The sequence below is a fragment of the Delftia tsuruhatensis genome, from assembly GCF_903815225.1.
Taxonomy (GTDB): Bacteria; Pseudomonadota; Gammaproteobacteria; order Burkholderiales; family Burkholderiaceae_C; genus Comamonas; species Comamonas tsuruhatensis_A.
The window spans coordinates 4,042,402-4,062,806 of record NZ_LR813084.1; the positions used below are offsets into that span (position 1 = coordinate 4,042,402).

A 20,405-nucleotide genomic window follows, 5' to 3' on the forward strand; every position below is an offset into this window, starting at 1 on the left:
TTCAGAACCTCCCCACCGTTGCGGTGGAGCCCGTCGGCATGGTGACGGACGCTGCGGGCGCAGCAGGCGTGCCCGTGTGATTCGCCAGGGCCGGTGGCAGGCCGCGCGCCAGGCGCGCGGCGTTGAGCACCACCAGCAGCGAACTCAGCGCCATTCCCAGGCCGGCCACCCAGGCCGGCATGAAGCCCGCCAGGGCCAGGGGAATGGACACCGCGTTGTAGGCGGCGGCCCAGGCCATGTTCTGGCGCACCACCTGCAGCGTGCGGCGCGACAGCAGACAGGCCTGGAGCACCAGTTCCAGGCTGTCGCCCAGAACGACGAAATCAGCACGTGATTGTGCCAGCGGCACTGCTCTGCCAAAAGCAAAAGAGACATGCGCTCCAGCCAAAACCGGGCCGTCGTTGAGCCCGTCGCCGACCATGGCCACATGGCGGCCGCCCGCCTGCGCCTGCTGCATGCGCGCCAGCTTGTCCTGCGGGCTGCAGCCGCCCTCGGCCCGGGCAATGCCCACGCGGGCCGCCATGGCGAGTGCGGCATCCTCGCGGTCTCCGGACAGCAGCATCACCTCGACGCCCATCTGGCCCAGCGCCCGCACGACGGCAGACGCCTCGGGCCGCACATCCTCGCTGAGCACGAAGCGCGCCAGCGTGCGCCAGCCCTGCTGCGTCTGCTCGGCCAGCAGCACGCCCTGCACGGGCTGCTCGCCCGCCACGCCCGCGTGCAGGGCCGAACCCAGCCGCAGGTGGCGCTGCCCGGCCGGCCCCTGCACCACGGCGTCCAGGCCCAGGCCGGCCATCTCCTGCACGGTGTCCAGCGTCCAGGCCGTCGTGGCGTCGGCACCGGCCTGCGCAATGGCGCGCGAGGCCGGGTGGATGGACTGGCGGGCCAGCAGCGCCGCCAGCGCCAGCACCTCGCCGGCATCCTCCCCGGGTGCGGGCTCGAAGGAGGACAGGGCCAGACCATCGCGTGTGAGCGTTCCGGTCTTGTCGAACACCAGGGTGTCCACCGCGGCCAGTGCCTCCAGCCCCTGGAGGTTTCGCACCAGCACGCCGCTGCGTGCCAGCGTGCCCGCGGCCGTGAGCATGGCCACGGGAGTCGCCAGCGACAAGGCGCAGGGGCAGGTCACGATGAGCACGGCCACGGCCACCATCATGGCCTTGCCGGGATCGGTGGGCCACCACCAGATGGCGGCGCCCAGCGCTGCCAGCAGCACGACCACCAGGAAGGGCCGCGCCACCTTGTCGGCCAGCTGGGCCAGGCGCGGCTTTTGCAGCGATGCGCTTTCCATGAGGCCCACGATCTGGGCGAAGCGCGTGTCCGCGCCCACGCCGTCCACGCGCACATCGACCACGGCGTCGAGGTTGTAGCTGCCGGCCGTGACACCGTCGCCCTCGGCGCGCACCACGGGCGTGGATTCGCCGGTGAGCAGGGCCTCGTCCGCATGGGTGCGGCCGCGCACGATGGTGCCGTCCGCGGGAAAGGCCTCGCCACCGAGCACGCGCACCAGGTCGCCCGGGCGCAGGCGGCGCGTGGCCACGCGCTCGAACTGGCCGTCGGCGCGCGCGCGCAGCACGGCGTCGGGCAGGCGGTTCATCACCGCTTCCAGTGCACCGGCCGTGCGATCGCGCAGGCGCAACTCCAGCCAGCGGCCGGACAGCAGGAAGAACACGAACATGGTCAGCGAGTCGTAGAAGACTTCCTCGCCGAAGGGCCCCGACGGATCGAAAGTGCCCAGCGAGCTGATCACGAAGGTGATCAGCATGCCCAGCGCCACGGGCAGGTCCATGCTCACGCGGCGCTGGCGTATGTCGCGCAGCGCGCTGGAGAAGAAGGGGCCGCAGCAAAACAGCACCACGGGCAGCGAGATCACCCACGACGCCCAGCGCAGCAGCGTCTCCATCTCCTGCGACAGATCGCCGGGACGGGCCACATACGCGGGCCACGCATACATCATGACCTGCATCATGCAAAAGCCGGCCACCAGCCAGCGCCACAGCGCGCGGCGGCTCTCGGCCTGGCGGCGCTCGCGCGCGAAGGCATCGCGCGCGGGCAGCGCCTGGTAGCCGGCGCGGCGCACGGCCTCCATCCACTGGGACGGAAGCACCTGCGCAGGGCGCCATGTGACACGCGCGCGGCGCGTGGCTGCACTGACTTCGGCCTTCTCCACCCCGGGCACGGCCCGCAGCGCATCCTCGATGGTCAGCGCGCATGCGGCACAGTGCATGCCCTCCAGGACGACGTACGAATCCCAGGACGGGAAATCGGTGGGCTCTCTGGAAGGGTCGGCGGGAGCCGCGGGGCCTGCGGGCCGTCCGAACGAGCTCCACTCCTGCGGATCATCCAGCAGCCGGGCCGTGGCCTGCTGCGAGGGCGAGGGGCCTGAATCAAGCGCCGCCACCGCCGCCTCGCTGGAGGGATCGGGAATGGTGTGGGGCATGGTTCTAGCGTAATCGGGGCGCATGATAAGCGTATTGACATTAATCAACCGTTAACTCATGGTTGGGTCTATGCTGACTTCGTCCCACCCATCAGCACTCACGAAAGGAGCACGCATGTACAACCGCATCCTGATCGCCACCGACGGTTCCGAGCTTTCCGACAAGGCCGTGGACAGCGGCCTGGACCTTGCCGCGCTGTGCGGTGCCAGCGTGATCGCACTGAAGGTCGTCCAGCACTATCCGCGCAGCTACTTCGAGGGCGGGGAGACCGTGGACCTCAAGCAGATCGAACGCATCGAAGGCCAGTGGACGGCCAATGCCCAGACCGTGCTCGACGCCATCCAGGCCAAGGCCCAGGCGCGCAAGGTCAGCCTGACCACCGAGATCGTCAAGTCCGACCTGGTCGCCGAAAGCGTGATCGACGTGGCCAAGCGCCGCGACTGCGACCTCATCGTCATGGCTTCGCACGGCCGCAAGGGCCTGCAACGCCTGCTGCTGGGCAGCGAGACGCAGCATGTGCTCACGCACACCCATATCCCCGTGCTGGTACTGCGCTGAAGCGTAGCGGCAGCTTCGGCTGACGCCCCATAAAAAAAGGCATCGGTGCCGCCGATGCCTTTTGCTTTTCCAATCGGACAAGGACCTGTGCGGCTCAGAAGCGCTGCGCAGAATGAGGGCCCGCGTCGCGATAAGGCACATCGCCGCCGATCAGCTCGGCCAGCAGCCCTCCGCTGGCCGGGCCGAACGCGCCAAGAGTTCACCCGGGTCGCTCACTGCCCAGGGGGGTCCAGTGGATGCCCGGGGCCGCGACGGCATGAGCCGCCCCAGCTGCGTCGCGTCCAACAACTCGCAGCCGAGGCCATGCTGGCAGGCCAGTTCAAGCGCCTCGCGGCTGGCCACATCCAGGGCCGCAGGCGCCGAGTTGACCCATTAGCGCGCCAGGCGTGCGGAAAGGCGCAGGGAATGACCGCTTCGCGCTGGACCAGGCTCGCATTGCCGCAGGAAGTCTCCTGCCCGGGTCCTTGCGGTCCACCAGCAGCAAGCAGTGTCCGTGTTGGCGCAATGCCAGCACCGTGCCGATGCCGACCATGCCGCCGCCCAGAACCAGAATCTCTGAACTCATGACGCTCGATGCTCCGGGATAAACAAGAAGAGGGAAATCAGGCCCCGCAGGACGGCCCTCACGCAATGCAAGCGGACAGGCCGCATGCCAGCCACGCATTGTGGGGGTGCTTTAGCTTGCGCACATCACATTTATCAGAAATAGCCGTTGCACATTCGGCAATCCATGAAGGGCCGACGGATTCAGTCCCCCTGCCGGATGGCATCGACCAGATGCTGCACGAAGGCGCGGCCGGCCTCGGGCAGGTTGCGCCCCGCAAGGGTCTGCACCTCGAGGTAGCGCTCGTTCATCTCGCTGTCGCGCAGCGGCACGGCGACGACCGTCTGGGACAGCAGCCGGCTGCGCACCGAAATCTCGCCATAGAAGGCAATCGCCTGCGGCGAGGCCGTGACGAAATGGGCCAGCGCATCGGGATAGTTGCTGATCAGGGTCGGCGTGTAGCGCAGGCCCTGGCGCGAGCAGCTGATGTCCAGCAGCTGCCGCAGGGAGCTGTCCTTGGAAGGCAGCGCCAGCGGGTAGCCGACCACCTGCGCCAGCGACAACTGGCGCATGCGGGCCAGCGGATGGCCGGTCCCCATCACGGCCAGGATGGGACAGGGGTGGCGCAGCTCCACGCGAATGTCCGGCTCCGGCAAGGCGCCCAGGGTGACACCGATGTCGGCCTCGCCGTCGCGCACGCGGCGCGCGATCCGGCCGGGCGCGAACACGTCGAGATGGAACAGGATGCCTTCGTAGCGCTGCTGGAAGGCCGCGATCAGCGTCGGCAGGAATTCAGCCGCGAAGCCGCCGGTGCTGGCAATCCGCACCTGGCCCGTGCGCAGCCCACGCAGCGCACCGATCTCGGTGGCCACGCGGTCGATCTCCTGCTGCTGGCGGCTGGCGTGGGCCGCCAGCAGCTCGCCGGCGGCATTGGGCACCATGCCGCGCGAGCGGCGCTCGAACAGCAGCGTGTCCAGCTCATGCTCGAGCCGCGCGATCTGCCGGCTCACGGCCGAGGGCGCCACGTTGAGCTTGAGCGCGGCCTCCTTGACCGAACCGGTGCGCACCACCTCCACGAAGTAGCGCACCGCCGTTTCCTGCAAGACCCTGGAATGCATCGCCTGGCTCCATGAAAGAAAAGTGCCGTGTCGGCCCCGGTCCAAGCCAAGCACGTCGATTGCCGATTTGGCAATTATCTGTTCGATCCATTGCGCTTGTTGCCATCTTCTCTTTTTCTTAGCATCTGCGTCACGGTCCTGCCACCCCTTGGCCCTGCATTCCTTCCCTCCGGAGCCCACGATGTCCCTGCTTTCCCGTACCCTGAGGCTTGGCACCGCCGGTGTCCTGGTGCTGGCCGCCTGCACCTGTGCACTCGCCGCCGACCCTTATCCGGCCCGGCCGCCGACCATGGTCATCCCCTTCCCCCCGGGTGGCGCCTCCGACGCACTGGGCCGCGTGATCGCCCAGAAACTGGGCGACACGCTGGGCAAGCCGGTGGTGATCGACAACCGTGCCGGTGCCGGCTCCATCATCGGCACGGCCTTCGTGGCCAAGGCTGCGCCAGACGGCTACACCCTGCTGCTGAGTTCGGGCACCACCTTCACCGTCAACCCGGCCATCCGCAGCGACCTGCCCTACGATCCGGTCAAGAGCTTCGATCCCATCGGCGTGGCCGGCCGCACCAGCCTGGTGCTGCTGGCCAACGCGGACGTGCCGGTCAAGACGCTGCGGCAGTTCGTGGACTACGTGAAGGCTGTGCCCGGCAAGTACCCCTACGGCTCCTACGGCAGTGGCTCCACCTCCCATTTCGCGGCCGAGAGCATGCTGGCGGCCACCGGCCTGAAGATGACGCATGTTCCCTACAAGGGCAGCGCACAGGCCATGACGGCCCTGATCGGCGGCCAGGTGCCTTTCACCGTCGACACCGTCACCGCCGCCATCCCCCAGGTCAAGACCGGCAGGGTCCGCGCCATCGCCGTCACCAGCGCCAGGCGCTCGGCCCTGTTGCCCCAGGTGCCCACCATGGCAGAAAGCGGCTATCCGTCCATCGACATGGACACATGGCTCGCCCTGATGGCGCCGCGCGGCCTGCCGGCCGACGTCAAGCACTCGCTGGAAAAGGCCCTGGCCACCGTCATGCAGGATGCCGATACCCGGGCGCGGCTGACGGCCCTGGGCTTCGACCCCGTACACGTCGACGCCGCCGGCGTCGCCGCGCTCATCGAGCGCGAACTGCCCGCCATGCGCGCGCTGGCCCAGCGCGCCCATATCCAGGCAGATTGACCAGGCACCCTTCAGAGAACGGACCATCCATTCATGACATCTGCAAATGCCCACACCTGCGAGACCGGCACGCTGGTCGAACTGTCCGCCGTCGAACTGCGCCGCCTGATCGGCAGCAAGCAGATCTCGCCCGTCGAGTTGCTGCAGGCCTGCATCCAGCGCATCGAGACCGTGAACCCGAAGATCAACGCCATCACGGCCACCTGCTTCGACCGGGCCCTGGGTGAGGCGCGCGCGGCCGAAAAGGCCGTGCTGGACGGTGCGCCACTGGGCCTGCTGCACGGCCTGCCACTGGGCGTGAAGGACCTGGAACCCACGGCCGGCCTGCTGACCACCTGGGGTTCGCCCCTGTACCGCGACCATGTGCCCGCGCAGGACGTCGAACTGGTGGCGCGCCTGCGCCGCGCCGGCGCCATCGTCGCGGCCAAGACCAATGTGCCCGAGATGGGCGCGGGCGCCAATTCGCGCAACAGCGTCTGGGGCGCCACGGGCAACCCCTTCAACCCCAACCTCAATGCGGGCGGCTCCTCGGGCGGCTCGGCGGCGGCGCTGGCCTGCGACATGCTGCCCGTGTGCACCGGCTCGGACACCGGCGGCTCGCTGCGCATCCCGGCGGCCAAATGCGGCGTCGTGGGCTTCAGGCCCTCGCCCGGCGTGGTACCCAGCGCACGCAAGCCGCTGGGCTGGACGCCCATCTCCGTGGTCGGCCCCATGGGCCGCACGGTGCAGGAAGCCTGCCTGCAACTGGCCGCCTCGGCCGGAATGCATGCGGGGGACCCGCTGAGCTACCCGCTGGACCCGCTGTCCTTCCTGACACCCGCGCCGCTGGACCTGGGCCGCCTGCGCGTTGCCTGGACCGAGGACTTCGGCACCTGCGCGGTGGACGAGCAGATCCGCGCCACATTCCGCGGCAAGATCCAGGCCATGCAGCACCTGTTCGCGCGCTGCGACCGCATCGAGCTGGACATGGGCGAAGCGCACCGCTGCTTCGACGTGCTGCGCGCCGAAGCCTTCGTGGCCGGCATGCAGGACGCCTACGAGCGCAACCCCGACAGCCTGGGCCCCAATCCGCGCGCCAACTACGAGATGGGCGCGCGCATGACGCTGCTGGACTCGGCCTGGGCCCAGGCCGAGCAGACGCGGCTGATCCAGCGGTTCCAGCACAGCTTCGCCGACTACGACCTGATCCTGTCGCCCACCACGCCGGTCTCGCCCTTCCCCTGGACACTGCCGCACGCCACCCACATCAACGGCCAGGAGCAGGCCAACTACTACCGCTGGCTGGCGCTGACCTATGTGGTCACGCTGACCACGCACCCGGCCATCTCGCTGCCCTGCGGCCTGGACCATGCAGGCATGCCTTTGGGCCTGCAGATCGTGGGCGGCTTTCGCGCCGACCACCAGGTGCTGGCCGCAGCCCATGCGCTGGAGCAGGCCTTCGACGCCCAGCCCGCGCTGCGCCGCCCGCGACCCGACCTGGCCCGCATGCCCGTGGCCGAACCGGCGCTGCGCTCCATCGTCACGGCGCCGCCGGTGCTGGATGGCAGCGCCATCACCAGCGCGGCGGCCACGGCGGTCTGACGCCGGGCGCCACGGCAGAAAGGCGCAACAAAAAGGGCGGCACATGGCCGCCCTTTTGCATTGGGCAGGCCCGCGCCGCGCTCAGGCGAACAATCCCTTGTGCTGGTCGCGCAGCAGGTTCTTCTGCACCTTGCCCATGGTATTGCGCGGCAGCTCATCCACCACGAAGCAGCGCTTGGGAATCTTGAAGTTGGCCAGCTGGCCCTTGAGCGCATCGACCACGGCCTGGCCCTGCAGGCTGGCGCCGGGCCGGGGCACGACCACGGCCACGCCCACTTCGCCGAAGTCGGGATGCGGCACGCCGACCAGGGCGCTTTCGGCCACGCCGGGCAGCTCGTTGATGAAGCCCTCGATCTCGGCCGGATAGACGTTGTAGCCGCCCGAGATGATCAGGTCCTTGCTGCGGCCCACGATGGTCACATAGCCGCGCTCATCGAGCTTGCCCACGTCGCCCGTGCGGAACCATCCGTCGGCCGTGAACTCCTCGGCCGTCTTCTCGGGCATGCGCCAGTAGCCCTTGAACACATTGGGGCCGCGCACCTGGATGTTGCCGATCTCGCCCACGGGCGCGGCCTGGCCCGCATCGTCCACGATGCGCACGCCCACGCCGGGCAGCGCGAACCCCACGGTGCCCGCGCGGCGCTCGGACTGGCCGCCGTGGCGCGCGTCGGCGCGGTAGGGATTGGAGGTCAGCATGATGGTCTCGCTCATGCCGTAACGCTCCAGGATGACGTGGCCCGTGCGCGCCTGCCAGTCGCGGTGGGTCTCCACCAGCATGGGGGCAGAGCCCGAGATGAACAGCCGCATGTGGGCGGCCGCCTCGCGCGTGAGCCGCGCATCGGCCAGCATGCGCACGTACAGCGTGGGCACGCCCATGAACACCGTGGCATCGCGCATGCGCGAGATCACGGCAGCGGGGTCGAACTTCGAGAACCAGATCATGGGGCTGCCATTGAGCAGCGCCCCATGGATGGCCACGAACAGACCGTGCACATGGAAGATGGGCAGCGCGTGGATCAGCACGTCACCATCCTGCCAGCCCCAGTAGTCCTTGAGCGTCTCGGCGTTGGACAGCATGTTGCCGTGCGTGAGCATCGCCCCCTTGCTGCGGCCCGTGGTGCCGCTGGTGTAGAGGATGGCGGCCAGGTCGTCCATGCCGCGCGGCACCACCTCGTGCGCATCGCCATGGTGGGCCGCGCGTTCGAGCAGCGTGCCGCTGCGGTCGTCGCCCAGCGTGTAGACATGTTCCACGCCCGAGGTGAAGGCGATCTTGGAGACCCAGCCGAAGTTGGCCGGCGTGCAGACCACCACGGCGGGCTCGGCATTGCCCACGAAATACTCGATCTCGGCGCTCTGGTAGGCCGTGTTCAGCGGCAGGAAGACATGGCCGCTGCGCAGCGTGGCCAGGTACAGCATCAGCGCCTCGACCGACTTGTCCACCTGCACGGCGATGCGGCTGGCCGCAGGAAGGTTCAGCGAAGCGAGCAGGTTGGCCATGCGCGCGCTGCCATGGTCCAGGTCGGCCCAGCTGTAGAACAGGCTGGTGCCATCGGCACCCACCGCTTCGACGGCACACTGGGTCAGATCCTGGGGGAAGGTGGCGCGCAAGGCTGCGAACAGATTGCTGTGGGTCATGGCTGTGAAGAAGAAGAAAGAATCCGCGTAGAAGTCTCAGGCTTGTTCAGGGGTCGGCGCGGGCCGGGCCACGGCCAGCTCGCACAGGATGCGCTCGCGGTCCGCGTCCAGTGCGGGTGGCTGGCGACGCACCAGGGCCTGGGCCTGGGAGGCCCGCAAGGGATTGCCCGCCACCTGCAAGCCCCGGCCACCGGGCGTTTGCACCTGGGCCAGCATGCCGCGTTCGCGCACCTGGGGGTGCTCGACGATGTCGGCCACGCTGTTGTACTCCCCCGCCGGGATGCCATTATCCGTGAGCAGTTGCAGCCAATGGGACCTGGGACTGTCCCGCAGGCGCGCCTCCAGCGCGGCCTTGAGTTCGGCCTGGTGCTCGCAGCGCAGCGCGTTGCTGGCAAAGCGCGCGTCCTGCGCCAGCTGCGGCAGTGCAAGCAGGTCGCACAGCCGGCGGAACAGCGCATCGCTGCCCACGGCGATGACGAACCAGCCATCCTGCGCGGCGAACACGTCGAAGGGCGCCATGGACGGATGCCGCGTGCCGATGGGGCCGGGCACGCTGCCCAGCGCGCCCAGCCGTGCCACGGGGTTCTCCAGCAGGGCCACCTGGCAGTCCAGCATGGAGACATCGACGCGCTCGCCCTGCCCCGTGCGCATGCGCCGCATCAGCGCTGCCTGGGTGCCGATGACCGCATACAGCCCCGCGCCCAGGTCGCCGATGGACACACCCACACGGCAGGGCCCTTCGCCCGGATGGCCGGTCACGCTCATCATGCCGCTCATGGCCTGCACCACCATGTCGTATGCCGGAAAGCCGCTGTAGGGGCCGGTCTGGCCGAAGCCCGAGACCGAGGTCATCACCAGCCCCGGGTAGCGCGCATGCAGTGCATCCCAGCCATAGCCGAGCTTGTCCATGGTGCCTGGCCGGAAGTTCTCGACCAGCACGTCAGCCCCCTCCAGCAGGCGCTCGAACACCTCGCGGTCCTGCGGCTGCTTGAGGTCCAGCGCGATGGACTCCTTGTTGCGGTTGACCGAGAGGAAATAGGCGGACGCCCCCTCCACGAAGGGCCCGATGCCGCGCGCATCGTCGCCCGATCCCGGCTGCTCGACCTTGATCACGCGCGCGCCCAGGTCGGCCAGCATCTGCGTGCACATGGGGCCGGCCAGCACGCGCGTGAGGTCGATCACGGTCAGGCCTTCGAGCGGCAGGCCGGTGGCTTGTTCATTCATAGCTGCTTCCTTTTCTTATCTACAACCTTGGCGCTCTACCGCCAGCCCATGCAACCGGCAAGCCACGAGCCAGGGACAGCAAGCAAGGGCCGCCCCGCAGCGAGGCTGTCGTCCCCCTTTAGGGAAGGCGCAAAGCGCCTCAGGGGGAGGTTTCACTGCAATCCGGCGCCGGAACGCTGGGTCAAGGCTTTCGATTCCTGTCCTTCCTTCAAGGCCCAGGCACGGAACTCCGCGAGCGAAACGGAAGGCGCGGCGAGATTGCCCTGCCTGGCCAGCCTGGCCTTCACATCGGGATCTTCCAGCGCCTGGGCACTGGCCTCGAAGAGCTTCTTCGCCACCTCCTCGGGCAGGCCTGCGGGCGCGAACAGGCCGAACCAGAAGGTGTAGTCGAAACCGGGCACGCCCGACTCCTTCATGCCCGGCAGGTCCGGGAACAGCGGCGAGCGGTCGGCTGTGCTGACGGCCAGCACGCGCAGCTTGCCGGCCTGCGCCAGCGGCAGCACCGATGGCGGCGTACCGAAGGTCATGTCCACATCGCCCGCCCCCACGGCCTGGATAGAGGGGGCGCCGCCCTTGAACGGCACGTGCAGCATGCGCAGCCCGCCGCTGGCGCCCGAGAACGACAGCGTGGCCAGGTGCGTGATCACGCCGGCACCCGAAGAGGAGTAGCTGAGCTTTTCCGGCTGGCTGCGCGCCAGCGCCACCAGTTCGCCCACGTTCTGGCCCGGAAAGTCCTTGCGCACGGCCAGCAGCATGGGGGCCGAGCTCCAGCGCGTGATGGGCGTGAAGTGCTTCGCCCCGTCATAGCGCGCGCTCTTGTAGAGCAGCTGGTCCGAGCCATAGATGTTGGCGCTGCCCAGCAGCAGCGTGTAGCCGTCGGCCGGCGCACGCGCCACATGCTCGGAGGCCAGCGTGGTGCCGGCACCGGGGCGGTTGTCCACCAGCAGGGGCTGGCCCAGCAGCTTGCCGACCTTGTCGGCCACGATGCGCGCCACGGCATCGGCGCCGCCGCCCGGGGGAAAGCCCACGACCAGCGTGACGGGCCGCGTGGGGTAGGACTGGGCCATTGCACTGCCGGCCGACAGGGCCAGCAGCAACGACAGAACGGAACGCTTGAACATGGCTTGTCTCCTTTTGTATATGTGATGCCAGGACGCGCGACAGGGGCGGGCTCAGCGGCCCTTGAACACCGGGCTGCGCTTTTCGCGCCAGGCCCGGCCGCCCTCCTGCAGATCCTCGGAGGCGATGCTGCGCTGCACCTCGCGCGTGATCTCGGCCACGTCATGGCAGCCGCGCGCGATCCGGTTCAGGTGCTTTTTCATGCCGAACAGGGGAATGGGTGCCATGGCCGCCAGCGTGCCCGTGAGCTGGTCCATGGCAGCCGCGAAGGCCTCGGGCTCGGCCAGATGGGTCAGGAAGCCGCAGTCCTTCATTTCGCGGGCCTGGATGCGCTCGCAGGTCAGGAACAGGCGCTTGGCCGTGTCCAGACCCAGGCGCGAGACATAGCGCTCCAGCCCGGCCGCATAGAAATGCAGTCCCAGGCGCGCCGCGGGCATGAACATCTCGGCCGCCGTGCTGCCCACACGGAAGTCGCAGGCCAGGGCCATGTCCGTGGCGCCCCCATAGACACCGCCATGGATGGCGGCCACGGTGACCGCGCGGCACTGCTCGATGGCATCCACCATCTCGCCGAAGCTGCTGCCTTCGGTCTGGCTGCCTTGTATCTCTGATATATCATAGCCACTGCAAAAGTACCTGCCCTCGCTGCGCAGCACCACGACACGGACATCATCGCGGTGGTTGACATGCTCCATGTGCGCCACCAGAACGGCCAGGTCCTCGGGCGCCAGTTTGTTGGCGGCTGCGGAGCGTTGCAGCGTGATGGTGGCCAGGTGATCCTGGATGTCGAGTCTGGGCGTCATATGTATCAGTCAGTCAATCAGATATATTTGAATTAGAAGATGCTTCCAGCCAAGCAGCCATTGGAGAAAACCCCGGCCACGCCCAGCCTGCAGGAGCGTATACGGCAATCGCTGGAAGACGAGCTGCGTTCCGGCGTGATGCGGCCCGGCGATGCCATCGACGAGCCGGCCCTGTGCGAACGCTTCGGCGCCTCGCGCACACCCGTGCGCGAAGCCTTGCTGCTGCTGGTGGCCAAGGGGCTGGTGGAGATCGTTCCGCGCTCGGGCATCTATGTGCGGCGCCTGGATGCACGCGAGTTGGTGGCCATGATGGAGGGGCTGGCCGAGCTGGAAGGCGTGCTGGCACGGCTGGCCGCCACGCGCATCCATGTGCAGTTGCGCGAGCGGCTGCAGGCGGCCCTGGCTCGCACGGCCACATGCGCCGAGGCCGAGGACGCCGAAGGCTATGTGCAGGCCAACATGCAGCTGCACGAACTGATATACGAGGCCAGCGGCAACGACTTCATCGTGGAGCAGACCCGGCTGCTGCGGCTGCGCATCACGCCCTACCGGGGGCGCATGTTCGAGAAGCCCGGGCGGCTGGCGCGCTCGCAGCAGGAGCACGAGGCCGTGGTCGCCGCCATCTGCGCGGGCCAGGCCGAGATCGCGGCCGAGGCCATGCGCCAGCACATCTGCGCGGGCGGCAGCGCCTTCACCGACATGGTGCTGGGCGCGCCCGCGCAGGCCGGCTACGGGCGCCCGCGCAAGCCGAGATAGTCCCGGCCCCGCTCAGGGACGGACTTCGAAGGCCAGGAACTGCGTCACCTGGTTGTCGGCGAAATTGTTGTCGGCCACCAGCACCAGGGTGCGGTTGCCGTTGGCCAGGCGCGGCCCCCAGGAGATGCCCTCGATGTTGTCCAGCTTGATGCCCTGGTAGGTCACGGGCATCTCCAGCAGCAGCTCGCGCTTCATGGGCTTGTAGCTGGCGCCGACCAGGCTCCTGACGGCGCGCACGTCGGTGGTGTCCGGCTCGATGGTGGCGCGCGTCAGGCGGATGGTGTTGCCCACGCCGTCGGCGAAGGCGCGCTCGATGGCGATGAACTCGTTGTTGGAGACGGCCAGCAGTTCGGGCAGGCCGTTGTCGGGCGGAAAACTGCCCGTTGCGGCCTTGTCCAGCGGAATCTTCGGCAACGGGTAGGCATACTGCGCGCCAGCCTTGCCCGTGGACGGGTCCAGCCTGACGACGCGGACAACGCTGCCTGCGGCCAGCGTGGTGATGGGGCCATCCTCCACCAGGGCATCCTCGTTGGCCGTGAACACGCTGCCGTCGGGCGTGACGGCCAGGGCCTCGAACAGCTTGTTGCTGCGTCCGCCGGTGGTGGCGTTGTCCACGTAGTTGAAGGCAGCGGGCGTCTCGAAGTCGCGCACGAAGCTGCCATCGACCTTGACCTCGCGCACGAAGGGCTGGAACAGGCTGGCGGCGTCGGTGCTGAAGTTGCCCTCGCTGGACACGTAGAGATTGCCATTGGGCGCCACGCGGATGCCCTCGGGGTCCACGGTGCGCCGGTTGGAGGGCAGCGGCTGGCCGTCGCGGCCCTTGAGATAGACCATCTTGCGGATGGTCACGGCCTGTATGGCCTTGTCGTCGAGCTGTATGCCCAGGTTGTAGAAGCGCGGGGTGCCACGCTCGCCGCCCCGGTCGTCCGAGATGGCCCAGTAGCTGCCGTCGCTGGCGCGGTCCAGTCCGGAGATCCCGCCGAACTCGACGCCGTCGAACAAGGTCCTGGTCTTGATCGCGTAGTCGCCGATCAGGCGCAGCGATCCGATGGTCTCGGGACGGTCGTCGCTGCCGCCGCAGCCCGCCAGGCCCATGCCGGACCCGGCCGCCAGGGCCAGCGCCAGGAGCATGGCCGGCATGCGGCGCGGTGTCGTCGTTGTCGTCGTTACTGTCGTCTCTGCCTCGTGCATGGCCCCTCCCAGGGTGTATTCCAGAAGGGGAAGACCATAGCCGACGGCCATGACGGGGCCGTGACATGCAGACGCACGAAGGGTCAGGCCATGGCCTGCGACACACTATTCGAGCTTGGCGCCCGAGGCCTTGACCACCTGGGCCCAGCGCGCGATCTCGGAGTGCACCATGGCCGCGAACTGCTGCTGGTTCATGCCGCCATATTCGGCGCCATTGCGCGCCCAGGTGGACTTGATGTCCTCGGCCGTGCCGATGCGCTGCACCTGCTCGATGAGCTGGGCCTGCACGGTCGCAGGCGTGCCCTTGGGCGCCCACAGGCCGTACCAGGTCGTGACCGTGTAGTCGGGCAGGCCGGACTCGGCCGCGCAGGGCACGTCCGGAAAGGCCGGGTTGCGCCGATCGCCCGAGACCATCAGCGCCTTGATGCGCCCGCTCTTGATGTGCTGCGCAGACGAGCCCAGGCCGTCGAACATCATGTCCACGTTGCCAGCGATCAGGTCCTGCAGCGCCGGGCCCGCGCCCCGGTAGGGAATGTGGGTGATGAAGGTATTGCTCTGCAGCTTGAACAGCTCCCCGGCCAGGTGATGGGAGGTGCCTGCCCCCGCCGAGGCGTAGTTGAGCTTGCCCGGTCGCCGGCGCAGGTCGGCCAGCAGTTCCTGGACGGTCTTGTGCGGCACGTTGCGCGGGTTGACCACCACCACCTGGGGCACGCTGGCCAGCAGGGCCAGGGGGATGAAGTCGCGCTCCAGGTCATAGTCCAGGCGCGGGTACATGGACGGCGCGATCACATGGTGGGTGCCGCCCATGAAGAAGTTGTAGCCATCCGGCGCCAGCTTGGCCGCATAGCTGGCGCCCAGCGTGCCGCCCGCGCCGCCGCGGTTGTCGATCACCAGGGTCTTGCCCGCGCTCTTGGCGAACTGGGCCGAGAACGGCCGCGCGAAGGCATCGGTGCCGCCGCCGGCCGGAAACGGCACGACCAGGTTCACGGGCTTGGACGGCCAGTCCGTCGCGGCGCGGGCCGCCATGGGCAGGGCCAGCGCGGCCATCGATGCCCCGGCCGCGCGCAGCACCGCGCGCCGCCCCGTGGGGTGCAAAGCTTGCATGACTTGTCTCCTTGTCGCCTCTGCGAGGCTGTCTTCGTTGTCAGGCGCGGCAGTCCCCGTGCGGAACGCAAAAAAAGGCACGGCGCAGGCCGTGCCCTTGTTCACTTGCACAGGGCTTCGATGTCCGAGGACACCGGTATGCGGCCCTGCGCCAGCAGGCCGCGATGCTTGTCCAGACGCTTGAGGTCGTACAGGTAGTTGACCATCAGCCCCAGCGATTGCTTGAGTCCCTTGGCCGACAGGTCGGCCGCCCAGTTCAGCCGCTCCACGCGCGCGCCATTGCCCAGGTGAAAGCGTGCCACCGGGTCCAGCGGCCGGCCCTTGGCAGTCTCGCGCCCCAGGTAGTGGGCCGCGCAAAACAGCAGCGCCCGGCGCACGGGCGCATCCGGCTTGAGCTCCTGTGGCGCATCGAGGGCGGCCAGCAGATGCTCGGCTCCCGCGCCACCGGCCTTCTGCGCCAGCGCCTTGCGCTGGCGCTCGTCCATCTTCTCCAGGACGGCGTCGCCATGCCTGGCGATCCAGGCGCGCAGGCCCGGGATGGGCGACAGCGTGGCGAAATGGCGCAGGCGCGGGAATTCGCCCGTGAGCGTCTCCACCACATGCTTGATCAGCGAGTCGCCGAAGCTCACGCCGCGCAGCCCGGTCTGGGTGTTGCTGATGGAATAGAAGATGGCCGTGGTGGCGCGGCCCAGGTCGGAAGCGGCCGCCGTCTCGTCCAGCAGGGGCGCAATGCTGTCGGACATCCTGTCCACCAGGGCCACTTCCACGAAGATCAGCGGCACATTGGGCATGCGCGGGTGGAAGAACCCGTAGCAGCGCCGGTCGCTGTCCAGCCGGTTCTTGAGGTCGGCCCAGCTGCGGATGTCGTGCACGGCCTCGTACTGGATCAGCTTCTCGATCAGGGAAGCGGGCGAGTCCCAGCTCAGGCGGCGCAGCTCCAGCAGCGCCACGTCGAACCAGGTGGAAAACAGGTGCTCCAGCTCCGCGTCCAGCGCGGAGAAGCGCTGCTGCTCGGCCTTGGGCAGGGCCAGCAGCTCGGCGCGCAGGTCCACGAGAAAACCCATGCCGCCCTGGGGCTGGGCAAAGCGCTGCAGCAGCCGCGTGCGCGGCGACATCAGCGCACGGCGCAGGTCCATCTCGGCCTGGCCGCGCTCGGCGTCGCTGGCCGCGGCGTCATAGCGCTTGCGGGCGGCCATCAGGGCCTCGGTGTCGGGGCCGAACTGCTCGACGATCAGCGCCCAGAAGTCCTTGCGCGCCGGCGGCTCGGCCTGGCCATGCCAGTCCATCAGCTGCTGCGCATGGCGCCCGCCCTCCACATCGCTGAGCGATGCGTCGGCGGCGGCCTGCAGGTCCTCCATGAGCTTGCGCAGCTCGCGCGGGGACAGCACCTCCTGGCCGCGCCGCAGGGTGGCCTGCAGGCGCTGGGCCATGCTGCGGGGCGCGGGCGCCCCGGCGCCATCGCCCCCCTCCTTGGCCGCCGCCGCCGCGGCATCGGTGCTGCGAAAGCGGGACACATTGCGGGCAATCCAGTCGGTAGCCAGACCCATTCAGACGTTCCTCCATGTCAAGCGGTCACGGAACTGTCATGCCCCAACGCGGGCCAATGACAATTCCTTGCTGCTCACATTATGAGAGCCTGCGCGCGGCGCGGTGTACGCCAATGTCGCGTTCTTGTCTTCGTAGTATCCCGAAACCGAGGCTGCCGCCTCCGTGCTCAGCGCCGGCTGTCGGGAATGGCCAGCGCGGGATAGCGCTCGGCCAGCCGCACCGGCATCTCCACATCCAGGATGAACCGGTCCCCTCGGTACCAGAACATGCCCGCCATCAGCACGCCTCCATCCACATCCGTGACGGTGCGGACCATCCTGGCGATGGGCGAGCCGAAGGCGTAGGCCAGGCTGCGCGACAGCTCGAAGTCGGCCGGCTCGACGGTCAGGGTCTGGTGGATGACGCCCAGGCGCTCGCCCTGCACCTCGCGCAACAGGTGCAGCAGCTTGCGGGTCTTCTCGCTGCCCGGCGCGAAGCGGTCGAACACCGGCTCGCACACATACATGTCGATCAGGCAAAAGGGCTGGCCGTCATGCAGGTGCAGCTTGCGCAACAGCACATAGCGCTCCTGCGGCTGGCCACGCCATGCCAGCGCGGCAGGCAGGCTCCGGGCCCTGCGCTTGTCCAGGACCTGGATTTCCAGGCCGGGGGCATCGACCGAAGCATCGTTGATCGCCGCGCGCAGGCGCTCGTCCGGCACCGGCGAGCTCTGGATCACATGGGTGCCACGCCCGCGCTGGCTGCTGATCAGGCCCTCCTCGACCAGCAGGGCGAAAGCCTGGCGCACCGTGACCCTGGCGATGCCGAAGCTGCGGGCCAGGCTTTCCACGGTGGGCAACTGGTGCCCCAGCGGGAACTCCCCCGAGAAGATCTTGTGCCGCAGCACGCTGGCCAGCTGGCGATAGCGCGTGACGCCTTCCGCACCGTCATCGGGCAGGTCGCCGCCGGCCGCATTCTGCATGGACTGCCTTGTCATGCCAGCACCTGCGTGGGAACGCGTACCGGCATGCTCAGCAGGATCTGCGCCATGCCCTTGCCCAGCGCATCGTTGCGCAGCGACGCCATGCCGCCACCATCGAGCGCCGATTCGCAGACGAAGTTCAGCGCCTCGAAGCCGGGCAGCTCATAGCGCGTCACCGGCCCCTGCACCAGATGGGCCAGCCACTGCGCCACGCGCCGGGGCGTCACCTCCCTGCGCAGCACGGGCAGGTACTGCGGGCGGCGGGCGATCAGGCCGATGTTGGAGATGTCGCCCTTGTCGCCGCTGCGGCCATAGGCCAGACGGATCAGAGGGACCTCGACCGTGTCCGCGCCGGGCTGCGCGGGCGGCGGGTCCGTGGCCGCGGCGCTGTCCATGGCAGGGGCCGGCGCCTCCCCGCCCAGCGGAATCTCCACCCGGCTGCGCACGCCCTCCATGACCACGCTGGGTGCCAGGGCCGACTTGTCGAGCAGGAAGGCGTACTGGCGGATCGACGGCGAAGGACTGGGACGCCCGCCCACGCCCGTGGTGCCGGGCGACCAGCTGGTGCCGGCCGCGGCCAGCTCGCGGGCGAACAGCTCCAGTGCCGCCTTGTCCGGGTGCGTCACGGCCAACCACAGCACGGCCTCGCGCACCTGCCCTGTCGCGGCGTGCGGGCCGAAGCAGCTCTCGGCCCCCAGCACTTCGATGTGCGTGCGGCTGTAATCGCCCAGGCCCTGCTGCGCCAGCAGCGCGCGGGTGCGCGCCACGATGGCCTCGCCCGTGCGCCGGGCCTTGGCGGCGGCGTCCATGCCGATCAAGGTGATCTGGGCATTGCAGCGGTAGCCCTCGGCAAAGGTGGCGCTGACCTTGTAGCTGCCGCCCGGCCTGCGCCCGCGCGCGCCGCTGACCTCCACCCGGTCCGGCCCCAGCTGGCGCAGCGTCACCTGCGTGAAGTCGCAGGTGACGTCCGGCAGCAGGTAGGCGGCGGGGTCGCCGATCTCGTAGAGCACCTGCTCGCCCACCGTGGCGGTGTTCACCAGGCCGCCCGTGCCCTCGGGCTTGCCGACGACGAAGCGGCCATCGGCATGGCACTCCACCACGGGATAGCCGATCTGCGCCCAGTCCGGCACGCGGTCCCAGTCGGTGTGCAGGCCGCCCGTGGCCTGGCAGCCGCACTCGATGATGTGGCCTGCCAGGCTGCCCTGTGCCAGCCGGTCGTAGTCATCGGCGCGCCAGCCGAACGCGTGCATCAGCACGCCCAAGGTGACGGCGCTGTCCACGCAACGGCCCGTGATGACGATCTGCGCGCCCTGGTCCAGGGCCTGGCGGATGGGCAGCGCGCCCAGGTAGGCATTGGCGCTGAGCACCTGGGCCGGCAGCTCGCGGCCCTTCTGCATGTCGCGCACGCCGGCCTCGCGCAGCGCGGGCAGCAGCGGCATCACGTCGTCACCCTCGACCACGGCGATCCGGATGTCCACGCCCTGCTCGGCCGCCAGCGCCGCGATGGCGTCGGCGCAGCCCTGCGGGTTGATGCCGCCGGCATTGCTCACCACGCGGATGCCCTGGACGGCGATCTCGCGCAGCAACTCCTTCATCGTGACGCCGACGAAGTCGGTGGCATATCCCGCCTCGGGCTTGCGCAGCCGGGCGGCGGCCAGGATGGACATGGTCAGCTCGGCCAGGTAGTCGAACACCAGGTAGTCCACTTGTCCCTGGCGCACCAGCTGGGGCGCGCCCACGCTGCTGTCGCCCCAGAAGCCCGAGGCCCCACCGATGCGTATGGTTTTCTCCGTCATGGGCAACTCCCGGGGTTCAACGGCCGGTCCAGCGCGGCTGGCGCTTTTCGCGGAAGGCCTGCTGGCCTTCCGCGGCATCTTCGGTGAGGGCGAACAGCGCGATCTGGCTTTCGGTGAAGGCCATGGACTGCTCGAAGGACATGGAGTCGATCTGCGCCATCAGGTACAGGCCCCGGCGCACGGCCGCGGGCGATTTGTCCAGCACGCGGTCCAGCAGGGCCTGCACGCCCGCGTCCAGGTCCTCGTCCACATGGTTGAGCAGGCCGCAGGCCAGGGCCTGGCGGGCATCGATGGGCTCGCCGGTGATGCACAGCTCGGTCAGCATGCGCCGCCCCACCAGGTCCTGCAGCACGCTGAGCACCTGGGCCGGAAAGAGACCCACCTTGACCTCGGGCAGGCCGAAGCGTGCATGCGGCGCGGCCACCGCCATGTCGCACAGGGCCAGCAGCCCCATGCCACCGGCCATGCAGGCGCCATTGACGCGTGCGATCTTGGGCACATGCGTGGCCCGCGCCAGACGCAGCAGATTGGCCAGCCCCTGGGTGGGCTCGGAATAGTCGAACTGGAAGGACTGGCCGCTCTGTAGGTCGGCCCCCGCGCAAAAGGCCTTGTCGCCTGCGCCGGTCAGCACGATGGCGCGCACCGAGCGGTCGCGCCCGGCCCGGGCCAGCGCCTCGCTCAGCCCCTGCAGCACACCGGGGCTGATGGCATTGCGGCGCTCCTCGCGGCAGATGGTGAGCCAGAGCACACCCTCGTGCTGGCGAACGGAAAGCTCAGGGGGGACTGAATCGGTCAGGCTCATGCCAGAGGCTCCTTGTCCGTGCGGTTCGAGAGCCAGGGCAATGCGGCATGCGAACGCCGCAC

16 protein-coding genes are annotated in these 20,405 nt (G+C 69.0%); 4 read left to right on the forward strand and 12 right to left on the reverse strand.

What is annotated here, in order from left to right:
- Position 1: 1 nt before the first annotated feature.
- Positions 2–2,437, reverse strand: coding sequence for a heavy metal translocating P-type ATPase (locus L1Z78_RS18310; RefSeq protein WP_234637800.1), 2,436 nt, complete (start codon positions 2,435–2,437; stop codon positions 2–4).
- 115 nt (positions 2,438–2,552) lie between these two features.
- Here L1Z78_RS18310 and L1Z78_RS18315 point away from each other — a divergent pair, with 115 nt between their 5' ends.
- Positions 2,553–2,996 (forward strand): universal stress protein, encoded by a 444-nt coding sequence (locus L1Z78_RS18315; RefSeq protein WP_234637801.1) that lies wholly within the window; start codon positions 2,553–2,555, stop codon positions 2,994–2,996.
- Positions 2,997–3,743: 747 nt separating this feature from the next.
- On the opposite strand, the gene L1Z78_RS18320 is transcribed toward L1Z78_RS18315, so the two are convergent.
- The gene (locus L1Z78_RS18320; protein WP_234637802.1) at positions 3,744–4,658 is read right to left on the reverse strand and encodes a LysR family transcriptional regulator; all 915 of its coding nucleotides are present in this window, start codon (positions 4,656–4,658) and stop codon (positions 3,744–3,746) included.
- Between the two features lie 181 nt (positions 4,659–4,839).
- Here L1Z78_RS18320 and L1Z78_RS18325 point away from each other — a divergent pair, with 181 nt between their 5' ends.
- Positions 4,840–5,823, forward strand: coding sequence for a Bug family tripartite tricarboxylate transporter substrate binding protein (locus L1Z78_RS18325; protein ID WP_234637803.1), 984 nt, complete (start codon positions 4,840–4,842; stop codon positions 5,821–5,823).
- 33 nt (positions 5,824–5,856) lie between these two features.
- The gene (locus tag L1Z78_RS18330) at positions 5,857–7,404 is read left to right on the forward strand and encodes an amidase (RefSeq protein ID WP_234637804.1); all 1,548 of its coding nucleotides are present in this window, start codon (positions 5,857–5,859) and stop codon (positions 7,402–7,404) included.
- Between the two features lie 81 nt (positions 7,405–7,485).
- Here the strand turns inward: L1Z78_RS18330 and L1Z78_RS18335 are convergent, their stop codons facing one another.
- The 4 genes from L1Z78_RS18335 to L1Z78_RS18350 form a co-directional block, all read right to left on the reverse strand.
- A complete protein-coding gene (locus L1Z78_RS18335) occupies positions 7,486–9,039 on the reverse strand; it encodes a malonate--CoA ligase (protein WP_234637805.1) in 1,554 nt (517 codons plus the stop codon).
- Positions 9,040–9,075: 36 nt separating this feature from the next.
- Positions 9,076–10,263 (reverse strand): CaiB/BaiF CoA transferase family protein, encoded by a 1,188-nt coding sequence (locus L1Z78_RS18340; RefSeq protein ID WP_234637806.1) that lies wholly within the window; start codon positions 10,261–10,263, stop codon positions 9,076–9,078.
- Between the two features lie 152 nt (positions 10,264–10,415).
- On the reverse strand, positions 10,416–11,384 hold the full coding sequence (locus tag L1Z78_RS18345) for a Bug family tripartite tricarboxylate transporter substrate binding protein (RefSeq protein ID WP_234637807.1): 969 nt from the start codon (positions 11,382–11,384) through the stop codon (positions 10,416–10,418).
- Between the two features lie 51 nt (positions 11,385–11,435).
- Positions 11,436–12,185, reverse strand: coding sequence for an enoyl-CoA hydratase/isomerase family protein (locus L1Z78_RS18350; protein WP_234637808.1), 750 nt, complete (start codon positions 12,183–12,185; stop codon positions 11,436–11,438).
- 39 nt (positions 12,186–12,224) lie between these two features.
- Here L1Z78_RS18350 and L1Z78_RS18355 point away from each other — a divergent pair, with 39 nt between their 5' ends.
- Positions 12,225–12,941, forward strand: a complete 717-nt coding sequence (locus tag L1Z78_RS18355) for a GntR family transcriptional regulator (protein WP_234637809.1) — start codon at positions 12,225–12,227, stop codon at positions 12,939–12,941.
- A 12-nt stretch (positions 12,942–12,953) separates the two neighbouring features.
- Here the strand turns inward: L1Z78_RS18355 and L1Z78_RS18360 are convergent, their stop codons facing one another.
- From L1Z78_RS18360 to L1Z78_RS18385, 6 genes are all read right to left on the reverse strand, one after another.
- Complete coding sequence (locus L1Z78_RS18360) at positions 12,954–14,081, reverse strand: esterase-like activity of phytase family protein (protein WP_234637810.1); 1,128 nt, start codon at positions 14,079–14,081, stop codon at positions 12,954–12,956.
- Between the two features lie 156 nt (positions 14,082–14,237).
- On the reverse strand, positions 14,238–15,236 hold the full coding sequence (locus L1Z78_RS18365) for a Bug family tripartite tricarboxylate transporter substrate binding protein (RefSeq protein WP_234637811.1): 999 nt from the start codon (positions 15,234–15,236) through the stop codon (positions 14,238–14,240).
- 101 nt (positions 15,237–15,337) lie between these two features.
- Positions 15,338–16,783: a malonyl-CoA decarboxylase gene (locus tag L1Z78_RS18370; RefSeq protein ID WP_234637812.1), complete on the reverse strand. Its 1,446-nt coding sequence runs from the start codon at positions 16,781–16,783 to the stop codon at positions 15,338–15,340.
- Positions 16,784–16,950: 167 nt separating this feature from the next.
- On the reverse strand, positions 16,951–17,760 hold the full coding sequence (locus L1Z78_RS18375; protein ID WP_234637813.1) for a GntR family transcriptional regulator: 810 nt from the start codon (positions 17,758–17,760) through the stop codon (positions 16,951–16,953).
- Positions 17,757–19,541 (reverse strand): acyclic terpene utilization AtuA family protein, encoded by a 1,785-nt coding sequence (locus tag L1Z78_RS18380; protein WP_234637814.1) that lies wholly within the window; start codon positions 19,539–19,541, stop codon positions 17,757–17,759. The genes L1Z78_RS18375 and L1Z78_RS18380 overlap by 4 nt, the downstream gene beginning before the upstream one ends.
- A gap of 16 nt (positions 19,542–19,557) precedes the next feature.
- Positions 19,558–20,343 carry an enoyl-CoA hydratase/isomerase family protein gene (locus L1Z78_RS18385; RefSeq protein ID WP_234637815.1) on the reverse strand — a complete coding sequence of 262 codons (786 nt, stop codon included), beginning with the start codon at positions 20,341–20,343 and terminating at the stop codon, positions 19,558–19,560.
- Between the last annotated feature and the right edge of the window lie 62 nt (positions 20,344–20,405).